Consider the following 16,586-nt stretch of genomic DNA (forward strand, 5'->3'; position numbering starts at 1 on the left):
AACCCGATTGGTCAGTGTGCCGATCCCTTCAATCGTGACGGCTACTTCATCCCCCGGCTGCAGTGCGCCCACTCCCGGTGGTGTACCTGTGAGGATCACATTGCCAGGCAGCAGCGTCATAACCGCGCTGATGGCTTCCACAAGCTGTGGAATGCCAAAAACCATTTGATTGGTGTTGGAATCTTGGCGGACCTCGCCATTCACCGTCGTCGTGATTCGCAAGTTTTGATAATCCACTTTCGGCGCAATGACAGGGCCGAGCGGACAAAATGTATCGAAGCTTTTGGCCCGTGTCCATTGGCCGTCGCCATGCTGAAGATCGCGGGCCGTGACATCGTTGGCGCAAGTGAATCCGAGGATATACTCGTCAGCGTCTGCCGCCTTGACATGCCGCGCTTCTTTTTTGATGATCACGGCAAGCTCGGCCTCATAGTGCAAATTATCCGTCAATGACGGGTACACGATCTCCTGGCCCGGGCCGATGACACTGGTTGACGGCTTCAAAAACATCAAAGGCTCGCGCGGCAGCTCAATCCCCATTTCCAGCGCATGATCCTTATAGTTGACGCCGATGCAAACCACTTTGCTCGGCGTGCACGGTGTCAACAGCTCCACCTGATCCGCTTCGATTTCCAGCCCGGTCATAATCGGCTTCGCCGTTTCCCGTTTGTAAATGTCACCCTCGATGACGCGGATTTTATTCTCTTCTTGTACAAACCAGCCGTGTTTTTGCTTTCCATTGCGCTCAAAACGGACGATCATACTCTCCCTCTCCCTTCATAGGAAAACATGGCTCCGCCCCAACAAGCGAAACCATGTCTATTCCAATAAGCAATCCGACTAGAACAGGCCCAAATCCCCAGCCAATTCTCTCGGTTTGGTCGTGATTTCTTCCACTTCGGTACGGTTCACCGCATCGGCTACAAGCGCTGCGATGTCCAAATTCTCCTCAAATCGTTCCGCCAGTCCCACCTTAGGGCGTGTGACCGGATTTTTCGGAGTAAATACGGTACAGCAATCCTCATACGGCAGGATCGACAGCTCAAACGTATCGATCTTGCGGGCAATCTCCGTAATCTCTTCCTTGTCCATCCCGATCAGCGGGCGCAGCACAGGCATATCGATCACATGGTTGATCGTGTTCATGCTCTCCAGCGTCTGCGAAGCGACTTGACCGAGACTTTCGCCAGTGGCCAGCGCAAGCGCACCGGCGCGGGTCGCCACTTGCTCGGCGATGCGCATCATGAAGCGGCGCATGATCGTTATAGTGTAATCGTCAGGACAATGCTGGCGAATCGCGGTCTGAATGTCCGTGAACGGCACGACATGCAGGCGAATCGTGCCGCCCCAGCGCGTCAGCTTGTGCGCCAGATCGCGGACTTTTTCCAATGCGCGCTCGCTTGTAAACGGGTAGCTGTGGAAATGGATCGCTTCCAGCGTGACGCCGCGCTTCATCATCTTCCATCCCGCCACCGGGCTATCGATTCCGCCTGACAACAGCAGCATCAGCTTGCCGCTCGTGCCGACAGGCAGACCGCCGGATGCCGGGAACGTCTGGCAGCTCATGAGGGTGCCTTCCGTGCGGATTTCGACGCTGACGACCGTCTCCGGCTGGTGCAGGTCTACTTTAATCTCCGGCACATTGCGCAAAATGTGACCGCCAAGCATGCGGCTCACTTCCATGGACTGCATCGGATAGCGCTTGTCCGTGCGGCGCGTCTCCAGCCGGAATGTCCGCGGCGCAGGCGTGACGCTTTTGATCAGCTCCAGTGCCGTCTCTTTCAACGCTTCTTCCGATGGCTCAATCACCTTGGCCGGACTCAGCGAAATGATGCCGAAAACGCGTTGCAGCCGCTCGATGATCTCGAACGCATCCTCGCCGTTCAGCTCGACGTACATTCTCCCGTAGCTGCGTCTTACTTTCACCTTGAAAAAAGAACGCAAGATGTGCTTCACATTGCGCATGAGCGTTTCTTCAAACGTATCGCGGTTTTTGCCTTTTAAGGCCAATTCGCCATAGCGAATCATCACTACATCATAATTCATCGTGGTCATCCAATCCTTTACGCTTTCATATAGGGGCTGATGCGGGCAAGACTTTCGCGCAGGCCGCTTACGAACAGATTGATCTCCTCCAGGCTGGTCTGGCCGCTCAGGCTGATGCGGATCGAGGCGATGGCCTGCTCGCGCTTGATACCGGCCGCCAGAAGCACACGGCTCGGCTCTTGCGCTTTCGAGGAGCAGGCAGATTTGGTCGAAACCATGATGCCGTGCTCTTCCAAAGCGTGCACCAACACTTCCGCCTTCATCCCCGGAAACGAAATATTCATGATGTGCGGCGCACTTCCGGTCTGCGGCGTATTGATCACACACTCGGGAATTTCCATGAGACCTGCGCGCAGCACTTCCGCAAGCTTTTGCATGTGGGCGATCGATTTTGCCTGCGTTTCGCCGGTCATCCGCAGCGCTTTGGCAAGCCCGGCAATGCCCGGAATGTTTTCCGTTCCGGAGCGGTTGCCGCTCTCCTGCCCTCCGCCTGCAAGCAGCGGGTGCAGGGTGACCCCTTCGCGTTTTGCCAAAATGCCGACGCCGCGCGGTCCGTGAAACTTGTGCGCAGACAGCGTCAGCAGGTCGATTCCCCATTCTTTCATTTTGAAAGGAACCTTCCCGAAGCTTTGGACCGCATCGACATGGAACAAAATGCGCGGGTGCAGCTTGAGAAACGTTCCGATTTCCTTGATCGGCTGGATCGTCCCAAGCTCGTTGTTGACGTGCATGATCGAAACCAGAATCGTGTCGGGACGAATTGCCTGCTGAAGCGATTCAAGCGAAACCCTCCCGTCATGATCGACCGGCAGATAGGTTACGTCAAAACCAAACGTTTCGAGCTGACCGGCCGCATCGTAAACGGACGGATGCTCAACGGCAGTCGTGATGATATGCTTTCCGCGCGATTGATATTGAAATGCAACCCCTTTGATCGCAGCATTGTTCCCCTCGGTGCCGCCTGAGGTAAAAATGATCTCCGATGGCTTGCATTGTAAAGCTTGTGCTGACACCATTCTTGCCTGCTTTAGCAAATTCTCCGCTTCCACGCCTTTTTGGTGAAGCGAAGACGGATTTCCAAAGAAAGACAGCATAGCCTTTTGTACAACATCTACAACTTCCGGATATGGCGGTGTCGTGGCACTGTTATCAAGATAAATCATGAATTGCCACCTGCCTATTTTCGGTGCCAGGCACGCTGGCACACGGACTAAAATCCACCTTTCATCATACCTCAACTGCATGACAGATTCTACTTTGAAAAATTTCTCAAGGCATTTCGGGGCAAAACGACAGCTTGAAACGACACCACTCCTAATAATGGTACAACTTCCATCAAAAAGTCACAAAGGTAAGCGGTTTCATTTGTTCGCCAGTCTTTACTTCACCCGCCCAACTTGTTAGAATTGTCAATAAATTATCATCAACACATCAAGAAAGGGAGCGACAAACATGAGTTCAAGCGTGATAATGGAAGAAAAGATCAAAAAAATGGAAGATGATCTGAAGCGGCTGCGAAAGGAATTCGAAAAAAGCGTCTCAGGCGCCGGCGGCTTCGAGCTTCAAGATACGGACGTGTATTTGACAGAGGTGTATAACGCGTAGATGACAAAAGGGCACATGTCCGTCACAACCTCATATGGATCGCCGTGATTGCCGAAAAAGCGCAGTAGCTTTGACGGGCAATCACTTTTTTTTGCACAAAAAAGCTCCTGCGCACGCATGTGCCAGAAGCTTTTGCTGCTTTTACGCCAGTTTCGGGATTTCTCCCCCATATACACCGCTAAACACTTCCGTCGCGGAGCCCGTCATATAGACATGGTTATCCGCCTCACGCCATTCGATGTGCAAATCGCCGCCGAGCAGGTGAACCGTCACGCTGCGCTCGGTCTGCCCGCTCTGGATCGCAGCGACCGCAGCGGCGCAGGCGCCCGTGCCGCAAGCGAGCGTTTCGCCGGAACCGCGCTCCCATACGCGGAACTGGATGTGTTTGGGGTCGAGGACTTTGATGAACTCCACATTCGTCCGTTCGGGGAAGAGCGGATGATGCTCGATGATGGGGCCGAGCTTGTGCACATCTTCTCCTCTCACCTCATCGACGAATAAAATGGCATGCGGATTGCCCATCGAGAGGCTTGTCATCGTAAACGCGCGCCCTTCCACCTCAAACAGCTGCTCGATGAATTGCGGCGTCGTCTCTATCGCCATCGGGATGTCCGCACAGTTGAAACGCGGTTCGCCCATGTCGATCGTCACCGTCGCGACCTTGCCGTCGTCTCCAACATGCACAACCGGGAACACGATGCCGCCCAACGTTTCGATCGAAAACGATCGATTGTCCGTCAAACCATGGTCGTACACATATTTGCTGACACAGCGAAGGCCGTTGCCGCAGTTTTTGGCCTCGCTTCCGTCGTTATTGAATACACGCATGCGAAAATCCGCTTTCTCCGACGGCATGATCAAAATCAGTCCGTCGCCGCCGATGCCGAAGTGACGGTCGCTCACTCTTCTTGCGAGTTCAGGCAGATCCACCCCGTCAAGCGGTTCTTCAAAGCAATTGACATACACGTAATCATTTCCCAATCCGTGCAATTTAGTAAATTTCATCGACGTTAGCCTCTCTCCATCGTATCGTTGATTTGTTCCATCTTACCACAGAGGCCGTCCGGGCGTGAATAGATTCCCGCGTTACTTGAAGACAGGCCCCCGTGCTATACTATCGATGTCACTTTGGACGCGAAAGGATGAAACGTATGGAATGGGATCAACTGCGCATCGCGCTGGGCACAAAAAATAAAGCCAAGCTTGCAGCCGTTCGGTTGGCAACCGGCTGCGAGCCGATTTGCGTATCGGTTCCGAGCGGCGTTTCCGATCAGCCGTTGAGTGAAGCCGAAACGATTACAGGCGCAATCAACCGCGCGAAAGCCGCACTTTTGCAGACGCCGGAAGCGGTGATCGGGCTCGGGCTGGAAGGCGGGCTGGCCTATGATGAAACTTATACGGGACAATGGTTCCTCATTTCGGTCTGCGCCGCATGGGACGGGTCGCGCCTGATGCTTGGAAAAGGACTGCAGTTCCCTTTGCCACCCGGCATGGGCGATCGCGTCCTGCGCGAGAAAATCGAGCTGAGCCATGTGATCGACGAGCTTGGCGGCACGGCAGGCAGCAACCATCAAGGCGGCGCTTATGGCCTTTTGACCGACAACCGAATCAATCGCGCAGGCGTGTTCCGCGATGCGGTGATCGCAGCGATTACGCCGTTTGTTTCCCGCTTGTACACGGAAAAAAGCCACTCGGACCAATAAGACCCGAGCGGCTTTTTTCTTGCCAACAAGCTATTTGGCCACCAAATACGGGTAGACCACCATCGCTCCCACAATCGAGATTGCCCCGAGGATCATGGCCCAAAGCCCAAGGGTGCGCGCATCGCGGCGGTATGCCATATACCCCAGGATGATGCCGACAGGCGCGGTCAAATACGGGAGGATAAACAGCGATAATACGGACAGGCTGAGTCCGGTCAAGCCGAAACCTGACCCTGTCGCCTGTTCGCCCGGTCGTTCCTCCCGATCATTGACGTCACGGTCATTGACATCACGGCTGATGGGCCTCTGCAAAGGAGGCGACGCCACTTCTGCACTCATCTCGTACTTCGCCAAATCCTCGCGCCGGTTGAATTCGTCCAGATCGGGCGTATGTGCAGGCCCAAGTCCTGCACCCCCTGCTGTCTCATACGCCTGGTTGACAGCATCCGTGACTTCACCGTGATAGCGTTCGATCTGTGTGTAAGGATCGTAGCTGATCTGCCTGTATGAAGGTGTTGCTTCCTTCTGCTCAGCATTCATACGTTCGCGTGAATCGTACGTCATGTCTTTCGCTCAACCCCTTTAGCAAAGGATTAATAGGAAGGAAGTAGCTTTATTTTTTGTTTTCGGTGTACAATTTAACCGGGAGGCGAGAGGATGAAAACAGACAGAAACCTAACAATTGGTATTGATATTGACGGGACCGTCACGTGCCCCAGCAGTCTTCTCCCGCATTTGAATCAGGCGTTTGGCAAAAATTTATCATTGGCCGACTGTCTGGAGTATGACCTGGCAAACGTGTATGGCGTATCCGCCCGGGAAATGAATGAGTGGTTTGCCAACAACAGCGACAGGCTCTGTCGCGTCGCTCCCGTCCACGGTGCAGCCGACCTTGTTTTGCGCGAGTGGTACCAGAAGCACCGGCTCGTGTATATCAGCGCTCGTCATCAAGCCGATTGGGATGCGACCCTTCACTGGTTTGAGATGCGCGAGATTCCGCACCATCATATCGAGTTGATTGGCTCCCATGACAAGGTAGCGGCAGCCAAGCGCTGGAATGTGGACATGTTCATCGAGGATCGCCTGGAGAACGCGCTCCAGCTTTCCGAAGAATTGGAGATTCCCGTCTTTTTGTTCGATACGCCGTACAATCAGGCGACGCTTCCGAAGCTGGTTCACCGCATTTATGACTGGCGTGAACTGGAAAGGTTGGTCACACAAGTGACCAGCCCCTTCCTGCACAAATGACCAGCGCCGTGTTGCACAAGTAAGCGAAAATGGAAACGACGTTCCTTGTTGGAGGAACGTCGTTTGTTCTAGTGAAGCAGGCTGCTTGGGTAATCACGTCATGTTTGCACGCTCGACGTTCAACTCGCGTAAAGACGCTCTACTTCGCTTTCGGTTTGAACGTCTGGCAACAGGTTTGCGCAGAATTTTTCGCTGCATCCTGGTGGTTGGTGTTTCCGCTTTCGCTGGCGAATTCTGTTTTGTAATTCGCATTCGCGTGTGCGTCCACTTCGACCATGATGCTGTCTGCGTTACAGTTGTTGCCTTCTCCCCAATACGTGCAATTTGCGACGCTGCATTTTACAACTGGCATATGCCTCACCTCCTACGGCTATCCTTCACAGAGGGCATAGGCTTTATACTTGAGAATCATTCTTGTTATGGAATAATTACTAGCAATTTCCCCATCCGGATACTTTGTTAGCAGGAGGTGACTGATTTGGATAAACAGCTTGTCATTATTACCGGCGGAAGTGGTGCGCTCGGCTATGCGCTCGCTTTGCGACATTTGGCGGCAGGCGATGCAGTCGTGATCACAGGGAGGAACGAAATCCGGCTCAAAGAATTGCGCACCCAAGCCGGTTCTGCCGACCTGCACATCTATCGTCTGGACGTGAGCGATTATGAAGCGGTCAAATCGTTCGCTGCCTGGATTCAGATCCGCTTTGGCCGCTGCGACTTTTTGTACAACAATGCCGGGGTCGCGGTTTTCAAGCCGTTTGCGGAGATGACATTGACCGAGCTGGCGGAAATGTTCCAGACCAATGTCGATGGCGTACTTTACATGACACGCGCATTTTTACCAATGATGCAGCGTGCCGGTCGTGGGCACATTATCAATATCGCCTCTCTCGCCGGCCAGGTCGCGTCTGCCAAAGCAGCGGTTTATGCCGCCTCCAAAGCTGCGATCATCCGCTTTAGCGAAGGATTGCGACAGGAGCTGAACGGAACCGGCATTCATGTCACCTGTGTCATGCCCGGCCCGATCGATACGCCTTTTCTCGAAAAAGCGGACGCAGGCGGCGCCTATCGCCAAAACGTCCAGGCGTATCTGCTCTCGCCGGAGCATACGGCGCGCGCCATCACCCGCGCCGTCGCAAAAAAGCAGGCAGAACTCCGATTGCCGTGGAAGCTCAGCCTGCTGTCGATGCTATATTCCATGCTGCCCCAACGAATCAAGCGATGGGTCGCGCCTTTGATCAACCGCAAATGAAACCTTCTACCGCAGCGCGCGGAAGGAAATGGCCCCGACGATCAGACAGGCGACAGCCGAGAGCCCGAACAAACCGGACACTTCCGTCACGGGAATGAGGAAGCCGGATACGGCAGCCCCAAGTGGCATGCCCACTCCCGTGACGGTGCGGATCGAGGTAAACACCCGCCCCAGCAAATGATTCGGCACGCTGCGCTGCAAAAATGTCCGATACAGCGCTCCATATGGCGCATAGCAAAAGCCTGCCACCGCCATAACGGCAACCGCGATCCAAAGCGACGGCGCGAACGCGAGCGGCAATGTGGTGATCCCCCACAGGACGATGATCCCCGATAAAGTCGCGCCGAGCGAAAACCTCCAGTTGATCAGCGAGAAAACGAGCGTCCCCGCAAGCGATCCGGCTGCAAATGCCGACCAGAGCAACCCAAGCGAAGCCGAACCACCCGCGGATTGGTTGGCAAACAACGGAAGCGCCACTTCGATCGGCCCGTACGCCATGTTGAAAAACAGCGTGACGAAAATAAGCACGAGCAGCATGCGGTTCGTCCCCATATAGACATAGCCCGTCTTCAAATCTTCCAGCAGCAAACCAAGCTTGCTCCCGCCTTTCTTTTCCTCTGTCATCTCCTTCACGTCTTTTTCGACCGGCTGCAAGCGCAGCTTCCAAAAACAGAAAGCACAGATGAAAAAACTGCACCCATCGATCAGCAAAACGGCGCTTTCCCCGACCCATGCAATCAAAACGCCTGCAAGTGCCGGCCCGCCCAAATACACGATCTGCCACTGTGCCTCCATCAAGCTGTTGGCTCTGGTCAGCAGGCTTTTGTCAGCCACGAATTGCGGCAGCAGCACGGAAGCACCATGTGTGCTGATCGGCGAAAGCATGCCCGCGCACACGACCGTCAGATACACCCAGCCAATCCAGACGCGGTCGCTCGCCAAAAACAGCACGAGCAGCAGAAACAGCAGGCCACGCAGCACATTATCCGCGATCATGAGCTTTCGCCGGTCGAACCGATCAAGCAGCACCCCTGCAAGCAAGCCGGAGATGAGCCCTGGCACGGTATAGGCAAAAATCACGCTTCCCATCGCGACGGAAGAACCCGTTTTGTTCATCATGTACCACGTTAGCCCCATCCAGCCGAACTGGTCACCCAAGCCGGAAAGCAACAGTCCGAAATAATACCAGCGGAAGCTCGCCTGTTTCCAAAGTGCGGCCATCAAATTTACCCACTTTCTAATTTTGTATATTTTTTAAACATTTTTGTTTTATTTATAATAGCAAAAAAAACCATCGCTGAGAAGAGAGCCCTGCTAAATACCCTTCTTTTTCGTAGAAGGACTACTCGGGGTCACAAGAAGTACCGTTTCCATGAAAAAATGCAGCCATCCTCCTCAGGAGACTGGCTGCATTTTATTTATGAGCTTCACCATCCGCTTCGCATTCACGGCAAAAGCTGTCAGTATTGCTTGTATTCGCATGCGGAACAAACCACGGTATTTGGCCCTGGTCAACCCATGAAATCGTTTGAGTTCCGCATTTTTGTGCTCGATGATCGGGCGGCGTTTGATTCGTTCTTTAAACGTTTCGCTCATCTCAAACTCGATTTGTTCTTGATAATGCTCTGCCACGATCCGAATCGAATACGTTTTGCTCTTGGCTCCCGGCTTGAAACATCCTTCTCGAAGTGGGCACACCTTACATTTTTCAATGTCAAAGTAGAAGACAAGAGAACGACTTTTTCCCGTCTGTTTGCTTCCTTGGATCGCTTTACGAATGCTGTGTTCCCCTGCCGGACAAATCACAAAATCCGCATCTTTGTTATAGTCGAATCCTTCCTGTTTTTGACCACCGTTATGTACGACAGGGTTAAGAGGAACGACCGGTTGAATTTCCTCTTTTTTCATGACCGCCAAATTATCTTTACTCGAATAGGCAGTATCCCCAATCACTTCACTGATTTCCATTCCTGTATCCAATGACTGATTCAAGAGTTTTGTAAACTGTTTACCGTCATCTGCGCTCCCACCCGTTACTTCCACCGCAGTGATAATCTCTTCCTCCGTCATGGCGATATGTTCTTTGTAACCAAAAAACGACTTCGTGTTGCTTTTCCATCCAAAACGGGCATCCGGGTCAATCGCAGACATGATCCCTTTGTTTGCTAGAAGTCGCTCGTCCTCCACGATTTGTTTGGCAATGTGGAGTTTTTCTGAGATAGCTCCTTCATGGTCAGGAAGGAAATGCTCCACGGCTTCACCAAGATCAGCAAGATAATGCAGCATGACTTTTTCCGCATCCGCTTGATCTTTCTCCAGTTTCGGTTGACGCGGAAGCTTTTTTTCAAGCTTGGGATGTTTCTTGACCACAACACGGACTAAGCGTTTGGCTGCATCGCGAAGAACTTCAAGCGGACGTTGTGTTTGACCCCCGGCCAGCGAATGCGTGGCATCCATGATAACCGTTTTTGATTTGATGATCCCTTTGTCGATACACTGCTTTACAATATTCTTCAGGACGTCATCTACTTGGCTGGCACCAAGCCGATGATTTCGAAAACGTGATAATTGCGAAGGGGCAGGGAGTGCGTCTTCCGGATTCAAACCAGCAAACCATTTATAGGCCAAGTTCACTTGTGCTTCTTGAATCATCCGTTCATCCGACAGGTTATACAGATACTGCATAAACAAGAGGCGAAACAGTAGCTCCGGCTCGTTCGCCGGTCTACCGTAATATTCGCAATATGAGGTGCGTACCAAGTCATGAATAAAAGAAAAATCGACTACATCATGAATTTGACGCAATAGATGATTTTCTGGGATTAGTTTATATAACTCCGCGTGGAAGGAGAGCGATTGTTGTTTCGCAGAATGAAGCATGAAATCCAACTCTTTCGTTTTCTTTAATTATATAACAAGACCCAGTACCGCGAACGTACTGGGTCTTGTTTTTACAGAAACTGTATGACTTTTGCAGGGCTCTCTGAGAAGAGGGGCACTGAAAAAGTACATGTCCCGTGTACAATGGCTGCGATGGCATCAAGCCAAGCGTACACGGCGCTTATTTTCCAATAAGTCATAACCACCGGCTTAGCCGGTGGCTTCCATTAGCCCTATAAGGGCATGTTGCAAGCGGGCGCCTCCAAGGCGCACTGAAAGTCTGCCAACCGCGTGCTACCACAGGCTGGCCCTTAAAAGGGCTACTTTACCTGCCCTTTTTTACCGACTCACCCGTAAACGGGTCAATCATCTCTTTCATCGTTAATTGTTCATAATTCTTGTCCTCCACCATTTGGTTTCGAATGTATTCTTCAATCACTTTTTTGTTTCGACCTACCGTGTCCACATAGTATCCTCTGCACCAAAATTGTCGGCTTCCGTATCGATACTTCATGTTTGCAAACTTATCAAAAATCATAAGTGAGCTTTTCCCCTTTAAATAGCCCATGAATTCCGACACACTTAATTTGGGAGGGATGCTTACCAGCATGTGGATATGATCCACGCAGGCCTCCGCTTCAACAATTTCTACTCCTTTTCGTTCACATAGTTCCCGAAGGATTTTTCCTATTTCTCGTTTTAGTTTGCCGTAAATTACTTGTCTACGGTATTTTGGAGCAAATACAATATGGTATTTGCAGTTCCATTTTGTGTGTGCTAAACTGCTGTTGTCCATCCTTTGTCCTCCTTGATTTCATGTGAGCGGTTGGCAGACCAGTTCTCATGGTATCATCGAGTTCAAAGGATCACCACTTATAGCTATAAGCTTTCTGGAACCCCCAGTCGAACTGGGGGTTTTCGTTATACAACAAGCCCCTCGGGAAAAGTCCCAAGGGGCGGCGTAATTCAAGCGTTTCGCGTTTACACTTTACCTATAAATGGTTGTTGTCCACTGCTTCCTGCATGAATTGCTGGATGACAAAAGTTGCGGCTTAATTCGATACCGAATATGTCGCATTGACTTTCGCAGCGTCGGATCGGTTGCCGAATTTGTCTACAGCATATACCGTAATATAAACCCTGTCGCCATCACTAACACCGAGGAGATCAAGGATTTTTCCTGTACCTCTTACCAAATTGTTCCCTTTGTACGTTTCCCCGAGGAATTATTCGACTTTTCACTAAACAAATTCTGAACAACTGCCTAAATAGACAGCAAAAGACGCCCCATCTCCCTTACTAAAGGGACGTGGGTCGTCTCTTACCTCGCGCGCTTATGGCTGCTCTGACAAGGCAACATTTTGCAGTTTCGCTTTTTTCTCCGGTCGCCCTGCAAAGAAAACGCCGCCGAGAATGCAGATGAGTCCGAACAGCAAATTCCAGTGGATCGCTTCATCCAGCAGCGCGTAGCCCCAGAGGATCGCTGTGACCGGGACCAGATAGGTCACCATTGAGGTGAACTGCGCGCCCGCTTTTTGGATCAGGTAATAGAAAATGATATAGGCAACGCCGGAGCCGAAAATTCCCAAGCCGCCGAGTGCAAGCATCACGTCAGGCTGGAACACCGCTCCCCAATGAATTTCCTCGGTCGTCATCGCAACCAGGCCAGCTACCAGCATACAGGACAGAAGCGTGAAAAAACTCACCTGGAACGACGAAAGGTGTGCCAAATACTTTTTGGCCAAATGCGAGGAAATGCCGTAGCAAAGCGTCGCCCCCATCATCCCGAAAAATCCGAACAGGTCTACCGAAATGATGCTGATCGGGTTGAGGTCAAGCAAGATCAGAAGCCCGATAAAGCCGATGGCCATGCCGATCCATTGATTCCGGCTCGATTTGCCCTTGAAGACGAGCAAACCGACAAGCATGGTCCACAGCGGTGTCGTCGCATTGAGCACGGAAGCCATGCTGCTCGGAAGACGCGTCTCCGAGAGCGCAATCAAGCCCCATGGAATGGCATTGTTCAAACAGCCTACGATGATGAGCGGAATCCACGGAAGCCGCTTCACATTGCGGAACTCTCCCTTTACCAGCATGATGACAAAAATGATCAGAATCCCGAATCCGGAACGGAGCATCACCACGGTCCACGGATGAAACGGACCGAGCAGCACCTTAATGAAGAAAAAGGACGCCCCCCAGATCAGGCTGAGCAAGACTAAATGCAAATATGCGCTGCGAGCCACACGATTCCCTACTTTCTCGACACGATGATCTTCTTATCGTAGCATAGCTTGCTTCACGAATTGATGAAAAAATCAGATGGCTCTCATCAATTCTTTCCATCAAACGCTGCCGCTTTTGTTCGCAGGAGCATCCAGATCACGCCCGCGACGATGCCAAAACCGGCGATTCCATCCGCGATCGCGGCGCTCTTCAGCCATTCGGTGCCCCATCCGATCGCAAGGCAGCTGAGTGAATAGGCGCCCATGCACACCATTTCGCGGACGGAGAACACCCGGGCCAAAAACGCGGGGTCCGCCAAGCGCTGAAGCCGGGTCACCGACAAGATCCCCAGCGAGAAGGACGCGATGGCAAGAAAAAACGTGGTCGCCATCCAGATCGCTGCGTGTCCGCTGTGAAACATCAGCCAAACCGAGATGCTGATCACCCAAAGCGCTCCGGCCAACAATGCGTCGATTCGCCGCGGATGCAGCAGCTCCGCCCATTTGCTGACCAAAAGTCCGGCCAGCACCCCGCCGATCCCTAAGGGAATATCCAGCAATCCGAACAAATAAAGCGGCTGGTGGCGTTCTTCCAAAATGAAAAACATCAGCAGGACGTAATAGGAACCCGTCACCCGCTCCATCATTTGCAAAACAAGCACCTTTCGGATCGGCGCGTTCGTTTTCACGTACCGGAATCCTTCAAGCAAACGGCCGAAAAATCCGCGCGTTTTTGCATCGGCGTGCGGCGTCTGGATCGCGGGGAGGCGCAGCAAGAACAACAACGATAAAAAATAGCAGCCCGCATCCAGCAAAAAATTGAAGCGGAAGGAAAAAGCGTAGACAAGATACGCCGCGATCCCTTGCCCGATAAACATCATCAAGGCGTTGGTCCCCGTGATTAGCGAATTGGCGGACAACCGAGACTGCGGCTCAACGGATTGGACGATGACCACTTGCATGGAAGGATTGAAAAAAGCGCTGCACACGTTTACCATCATCAACACTGCATAAACCGCCCACAAATAGGCGGCATCGGTAATCCAAAAAAACAAGCTGACTAAAATGCCGCGCAGCAGGTTGCATACAACCATAACGCGGCGTTTCTCCCACTTTTCCAGTAAGGGTCCGGCGAAAAAGCTCGCGACCACGTACGGTAAAAAGCGAAACACTGTCCCTGCCGCAAAGGAGAGACCCGAGCCGCTCAATTCTTTCAGCAGCCCGAGCACAGCAATAAACGTAAATTCGTTGCCGAGCAAATGAATGACATGTGCTCCGTACAAGCGACGAAACACATGATGACGCAACAATCCCACCATTACCACAGCCTCGTTTCCTTTGATGCGGCATACCTGCTCCCTCTTCATCATGGCGTGTTTGGCAGGGTTTGTCGAGTACCCCTATCATTTACTTTTTCCCCGAAATGGTCCCGTAGCGGATGAGCTTGAGGGCAACCCGGGTATTGAAGACAGCATTCGCGAGATAGTCGTCCCCTTTTTCCCGCGACCATTTCCCATCGTATTTGGACCTGAGGTATTCGCCGAATCCGACGGGATCAAGGCTTTTTTTCTGCATCCGGATCAATGTTTTGGTAAGACTCTTCTCCATCTCTTTTTCCAATTGCTCCTGCACCGCATTCATCTGGTCGGGATTCTCCAAATCTTTGCTGCCCGTATAAGCAAGCAGATTGCCTTTCATGCTCATTTTGATTTGAAAGACGGGTCGCTGCAAATCGCCGCTTACCGTGATTCGGCATTTGGCACTGATGTAGTCGATAATCGCCTCTGCCCGTCCGTCCGGTTCTTTTTCATCGGCAATGCTGAGTTCGATGCTGGGAGGCTGGGTGATCCCAAAGAGGGGCACGATCAATTTCCCTTCATCCTGCTTTAACACGTCTACCATTTTTCCATTCTTCAAAATAACACCGTACGCAATCTGAATGCTTCCTTCCGACCGTTTGAGAAACGGCACTACCGGATCGGAGGTTTCCGCTGTCGTATGGAACATGAAGTCATGAAGGGTCGAATGGGGCTGAAAACTGGTTTCACGCCTCGGATGCAGCACATCATTCAAAAATACGCCAAGCTCCTCCGTGTTTTTATAGCGGGCGTTCATCAATTCTTCCACCGTTCCTTCGACGATGCCGATAAAGACGTTGTCGCCGATCAACGGGTCCCGATACAGCGAAATCATGGTGTCCTTCAGCCCTTTTTTTCGCGCGAACGCTTCACTGAACAGGACGACCCGCATTTGGGCCATCGTCACGGTTTTTTCCGACATGGACGACAAGCGCATCAGCGCCTGGTGGGGAATGCTCGCCGTCGCGTTAAAAATTTGCGTCTTGTTTTTCTTCCCTTGACTTGATTGCGGAATGGCCGCAAACATTTTCAGATGCTTGTCATCCAGATAATCAAAGCCGATGACAGAAATCAGGCCCAAGTCTTCCAAAGTCGGCCGTTCTAATTGTACCTTGCTGCATCCTCCCACTCCGGTCAAAAGAGCTGCGCACAGGATGATCTGAATGCTTGCCCGGATTTTTCTCATGGCTGCCGCTCACGGTTCCGACGCAGGGCATGAACCCCAAGCAGCAGTATCGGATAAAGAATCATTGCGTAGCCAGCCGAGACGCTCCATTCGTCATAGACAGTTCTCTCTATCTTCGTGGAGGTGAGCGCGAGAATGATCGCATATGAGAACGCTGCGCACAGGTACAAATGCCACGTCCGTTTTTTCGTAACCACGGAATCGACTCCTTTCTTGGCCATCCACAAGTAGGCGGCGGCCGTCGATAAGATCAGGAATACCCACAAGGAGATCCCAAAGTTTTCAATACGCTCCACAAAAGACAGCTCCACCGCCTTGTAAAGATTCAGCACCGGATAAATCAATTGCTTCAACTGCCATTCCGAAAAGTATATGACACTGACAAACGTAACCAGGAAATAAATACCAACGCTGATCCACAACCCGAGCGATGCGTGCTTCAGGGCTTTTTTCTGGTTTACGATATACGGGAAGTACACGAGAATCAGCTCATAGCCGAGCATGGCTGAATAGGAATTGTCCACTGCATCGAGCAGATTGGGAAAGGTCGTCGTCACAAGCGGAAAGATATGGGATAACTCCCCTTTGGTGAATCCCCATTTTAAATAAACGACCATCCAGACCGTAAAGAAAAAAGCGAGCATGCAGAAACGTGCGATCGACTTGATTCCGCCGTTTGTGATGTAAACCATGATCGCAAGCAGGCAAAGCAGCGGAAACACAATTGTTTCTTCTGTCAGCGTGACGGATTGAACCAGCCTGATATAGCTCTGGCAAATCGATGAGATCGTCGTGAGCGCATAGAGAATAAAAATGAGATTGATCGCCTTGCCCAACACCTTTCCCAGCAAGATTTCGCTCATTTCAAACAAGTTTTTCTGCGGATACCGGATGCACAGCCAGTACATGGGAAACAGCGTCAGCTGCGCGATGATTCCAAGGACGAACGGTACCCACCATTCGTTGTACCCCACCCCGCTCATCAAATGCGGAAGGGCGAGAATCCCTTCCCCCGCCATGATGTTTTGCACGAGGAAGATCACGTGATAGCTTTGCAATTTGGGAAATGCGCCTTTATCCATC

At 51.8% G+C, this 16,586-nt stretch carries 17 protein-coding genes (1 of these 17 only partly in view); 4 read left to right on the forward strand and 13 right to left on the reverse strand.

Features of this window, described 5'->3' with window-relative positions:
* The 3 genes from ACTID9_RS19885 to ACTID9_RS19895 all read right to left on the reverse strand — a co-directional run.
* On the reverse strand, positions 1-762 hold the 5' portion of the coding sequence (locus ACTID9_RS19885) for a fumarylacetoacetate hydrolase family protein (RefSeq protein ID WP_441066623.1). The gene continues 12 nt to the left of window position 1, outside the view; the window shows 762 of its 774 coding nt (coding positions 1-762); the start codon lies at positions 760-762; its stop codon lies off the left edge, out of view.
* Between the two features lie 78 nt (positions 763-840).
* Positions 841-2,046: a tRNA uracil 4-sulfurtransferase ThiI gene (thiI, locus tag ACTID9_RS19890; protein ID WP_441066624.1), complete on the reverse strand. Its 1,206-nt coding sequence runs from the start codon at positions 2,044-2,046 to the stop codon at positions 841-843.
* A gap of 17 nt (positions 2,047-2,063) precedes the next feature.
* Positions 2,064-3,209 (reverse strand): cysteine desulfurase family protein, encoded by a 1,146-nt coding sequence (locus ACTID9_RS19895; protein ID WP_441066625.1) that lies wholly within the window; start codon positions 3,207-3,209, stop codon positions 2,064-2,066.
* A 289-nt stretch (positions 3,210-3,498) separates the two neighbouring features.
* Between ACTID9_RS19895 and ACTID9_RS19900 the strand changes: the two genes are divergently transcribed.
* Entirely contained in the window at positions 3,499-3,651 is a 153-nt protein-coding gene (locus tag ACTID9_RS19900) for a hypothetical protein (RefSeq protein ID WP_441066626.1), read from the forward strand.
* Positions 3,652-3,792: 141 nt separating this feature from the next.
* Here ACTID9_RS19900 and dapF read toward each other — a convergent pair whose 3' ends face one another.
* Positions 3,793-4,656 (reverse strand): diaminopimelate epimerase, encoded by an 864-nt coding sequence (gene dapF / locus ACTID9_RS19905; RefSeq protein WP_441066627.1) that lies wholly within the window; start codon positions 4,654-4,656, stop codon positions 3,793-3,795.
* Positions 4,657-4,802: 146 nt separating this feature from the next.
* Here dapF and ACTID9_RS19910 point away from each other — a divergent pair, with 146 nt between their 5' ends.
* Complete coding sequence (locus ACTID9_RS19910) at positions 4,803-5,354, forward strand: DUF84 family protein (RefSeq protein ID WP_441066628.1); 552 nt, start codon at positions 4,803-4,805, stop codon at positions 5,352-5,354.
* A gap of 30 nt (positions 5,355-5,384) precedes the next feature.
* On the opposite strand, the gene ACTID9_RS19915 is transcribed toward ACTID9_RS19910, so the two are convergent.
* Positions 5,385-5,918 (reverse strand): DUF456 domain-containing protein, encoded by a 534-nt coding sequence (locus ACTID9_RS19915; protein WP_441066629.1) that lies wholly within the window; start codon positions 5,916-5,918, stop codon positions 5,385-5,387.
* A 93-nt stretch (positions 5,919-6,011) separates the two neighbouring features.
* On the opposite strand from ACTID9_RS19915, the gene ACTID9_RS19920 reads away from it, so the two are divergent.
* Positions 6,012-6,602, forward strand: coding sequence for a hypothetical protein (locus ACTID9_RS19920; RefSeq protein WP_441066630.1), 591 nt, complete (start codon positions 6,012-6,014; stop codon positions 6,600-6,602).
* A gap of 139 nt (positions 6,603-6,741) precedes the next feature.
* Here ACTID9_RS19920 and ACTID9_RS19925 read toward each other — a convergent pair whose 3' ends face one another.
* The gene (locus tag ACTID9_RS19925) at positions 6,742-6,954 is read right to left on the reverse strand and encodes a DUF1540 domain-containing protein (RefSeq protein ID WP_441066631.1); all 213 of its coding nucleotides are present in this window, start codon (positions 6,952-6,954) and stop codon (positions 6,742-6,744) included.
* Positions 6,955-7,080: 126 nt separating this feature from the next.
* Here ACTID9_RS19925 and ACTID9_RS19930 point away from each other — a divergent pair, with 126 nt between their 5' ends.
* Complete coding sequence (locus tag ACTID9_RS19930) at positions 7,081-7,854, forward strand: SDR family NAD(P)-dependent oxidoreductase (protein WP_441066632.1); 774 nt, start codon at positions 7,081-7,083, stop codon at positions 7,852-7,854.
* Positions 7,855-7,860: 6 nt separating this feature from the next.
* On the opposite strand, the gene ACTID9_RS19935 is transcribed toward ACTID9_RS19930, so the two are convergent.
* From ACTID9_RS19935 to ACTID9_RS19965, 7 genes are all read right to left on the reverse strand, one after another.
* A complete protein-coding gene (locus ACTID9_RS19935; protein WP_441066633.1) occupies positions 7,861-9,075 on the reverse strand; it encodes an MFS transporter in 1,215 nt (404 codons plus the stop codon).
* Between the two features lie 174 nt (positions 9,076-9,249).
* Positions 9,250-10,734 carry an IS1182 family transposase gene (locus tag ACTID9_RS19940; RefSeq protein ID WP_441066634.1) on the reverse strand — a complete coding sequence of 495 codons (1,485 nt, stop codon included), beginning with the start codon at positions 10,732-10,734 and terminating at the stop codon, positions 9,250-9,252.
* 325 nt (positions 10,735-11,059) lie between these two features.
* Complete coding sequence (tnpA, locus tag ACTID9_RS19945) at positions 11,060-11,530, reverse strand: IS200/IS605 family transposase (RefSeq protein ID WP_441065058.1); 471 nt, start codon at positions 11,528-11,530, stop codon at positions 11,060-11,062.
* A gap of 538 nt (positions 11,531-12,068) precedes the next feature.
* On the reverse strand, positions 12,069-12,980 hold the full coding sequence (locus ACTID9_RS19950) for a DMT family transporter (RefSeq protein WP_441066635.1): 912 nt from the start codon (positions 12,978-12,980) through the stop codon (positions 12,069-12,071).
* An 86-nt stretch (positions 12,981-13,066) separates the two neighbouring features.
* Complete coding sequence (locus ACTID9_RS19955) at positions 13,067-14,278, reverse strand: MFS transporter (RefSeq protein ID WP_441066636.1); 1,212 nt, start codon at positions 14,276-14,278, stop codon at positions 13,067-13,069.
* Between the two features lie 88 nt (positions 14,279-14,366).
* The gene (locus ACTID9_RS19960; RefSeq protein WP_441066637.1) at positions 14,367-15,503 is read right to left on the reverse strand and encodes a Ger(x)C family spore germination protein; all 1,137 of its coding nucleotides are present in this window, start codon (positions 15,501-15,503) and stop codon (positions 14,367-14,369) included.
* Positions 15,500-16,585, reverse strand: a complete 1,086-nt coding sequence (locus ACTID9_RS19965) for a GerAB/ArcD/ProY family transporter (RefSeq protein WP_441066638.1) — start codon at positions 16,583-16,585, stop codon at positions 15,500-15,502. The genes ACTID9_RS19960 and ACTID9_RS19965 overlap by 4 nt, the downstream gene beginning before the upstream one ends.
* Position 16,586 lies beyond the last annotated feature (1 nt).

The organism is Brevibacillus fluminis, assembly GCF_052072235.1.
Taxonomy (GTDB): domain Bacteria; phylum Bacillota; class Bacilli; order Brevibacillales; family Brevibacillaceae; genus Brevibacillus_D; species Brevibacillus_D fluminis_A.

Coding starts and splice junctions, on each gene's coding strand:
- ACTID9_RS19915 (WP_441066629.1), bottom strand. CDS start 5,918: ATGACGTACGATTCACGCGAACGTATGAATGCTGAGCAGAAGGAAGCA.
- ACTID9_RS19895 (WP_441066625.1), bottom strand. CDS start 3,209: ATGATTTATCTTGATAACAGTGCCACGACACCGCCATATCCGGAAGTT.
- ACTID9_RS19935 (WP_441066633.1), bottom strand. CDS start 9,075: ATGGCCGCACTTTGGAAACAGGCGAGCTTCCGCTGGTATTATTTCGGA.
- ACTID9_RS19960 (WP_441066637.1), bottom strand. CDS start 15,503: ATGAGAAAAATCCGGGCAAGCATTCAGATCATCCTGTGCGCAGCTCTT.
- ACTID9_RS19940 (WP_441066634.1), bottom strand. CDS start 10,734: ATGCTTCATTCTGCGAAACAACAATCGCTCTCCTTCCACGCGGAGTTA.
- dapF (WP_441066627.1), bottom strand. CDS start 4,656: ATGAAATTTACTAAATTGCACGGATTGGGAAATGATTACGTGTATGTC.
- ACTID9_RS19920 (WP_441066630.1), top strand. CDS start 6,012: ATGAAAACAGACAGAAACCTAACAATTGGTATTGATATTGACGGGACC.
- ACTID9_RS19925 (WP_441066631.1), bottom strand. CDS start 6,954: ATGCCAGTTGTAAAATGCAGCGTCGCAAATTGCACGTATTGGGGAGAA.
- tnpA (WP_441065058.1), bottom strand. CDS start 11,530: ATGGACAACAGCAGTTTAGCACACACAAAATGGAACTGCAAATACCAT.
- ACTID9_RS19965 (WP_441066638.1), bottom strand. CDS start 16,585: ATGGATAAAGGCGCATTTCCCAAATTGCAAAGCTATCACGTGATCTTC.
- ACTID9_RS19910 (WP_441066628.1), top strand. CDS start 4,803: ATGGAATGGGATCAACTGCGCATCGCGCTGGGCACAAAAAATAAAGCC.
- thiI (WP_441066624.1), bottom strand. CDS start 2,046: ATGAATTATGATGTAGTGATGATTCGCTATGGCGAATTGGCCTTAAAA.
- ACTID9_RS19900 (WP_441066626.1), top strand. CDS start 3,499: ATGAGTTCAAGCGTGATAATGGAAGAAAAGATCAAAAAAATGGAAGAT.
- ACTID9_RS19955 (WP_441066636.1), bottom strand. CDS start 14,278: ATGGTGGGATTGTTGCGTCATCATGTGTTTCGTCGCTTGTACGGAGCA.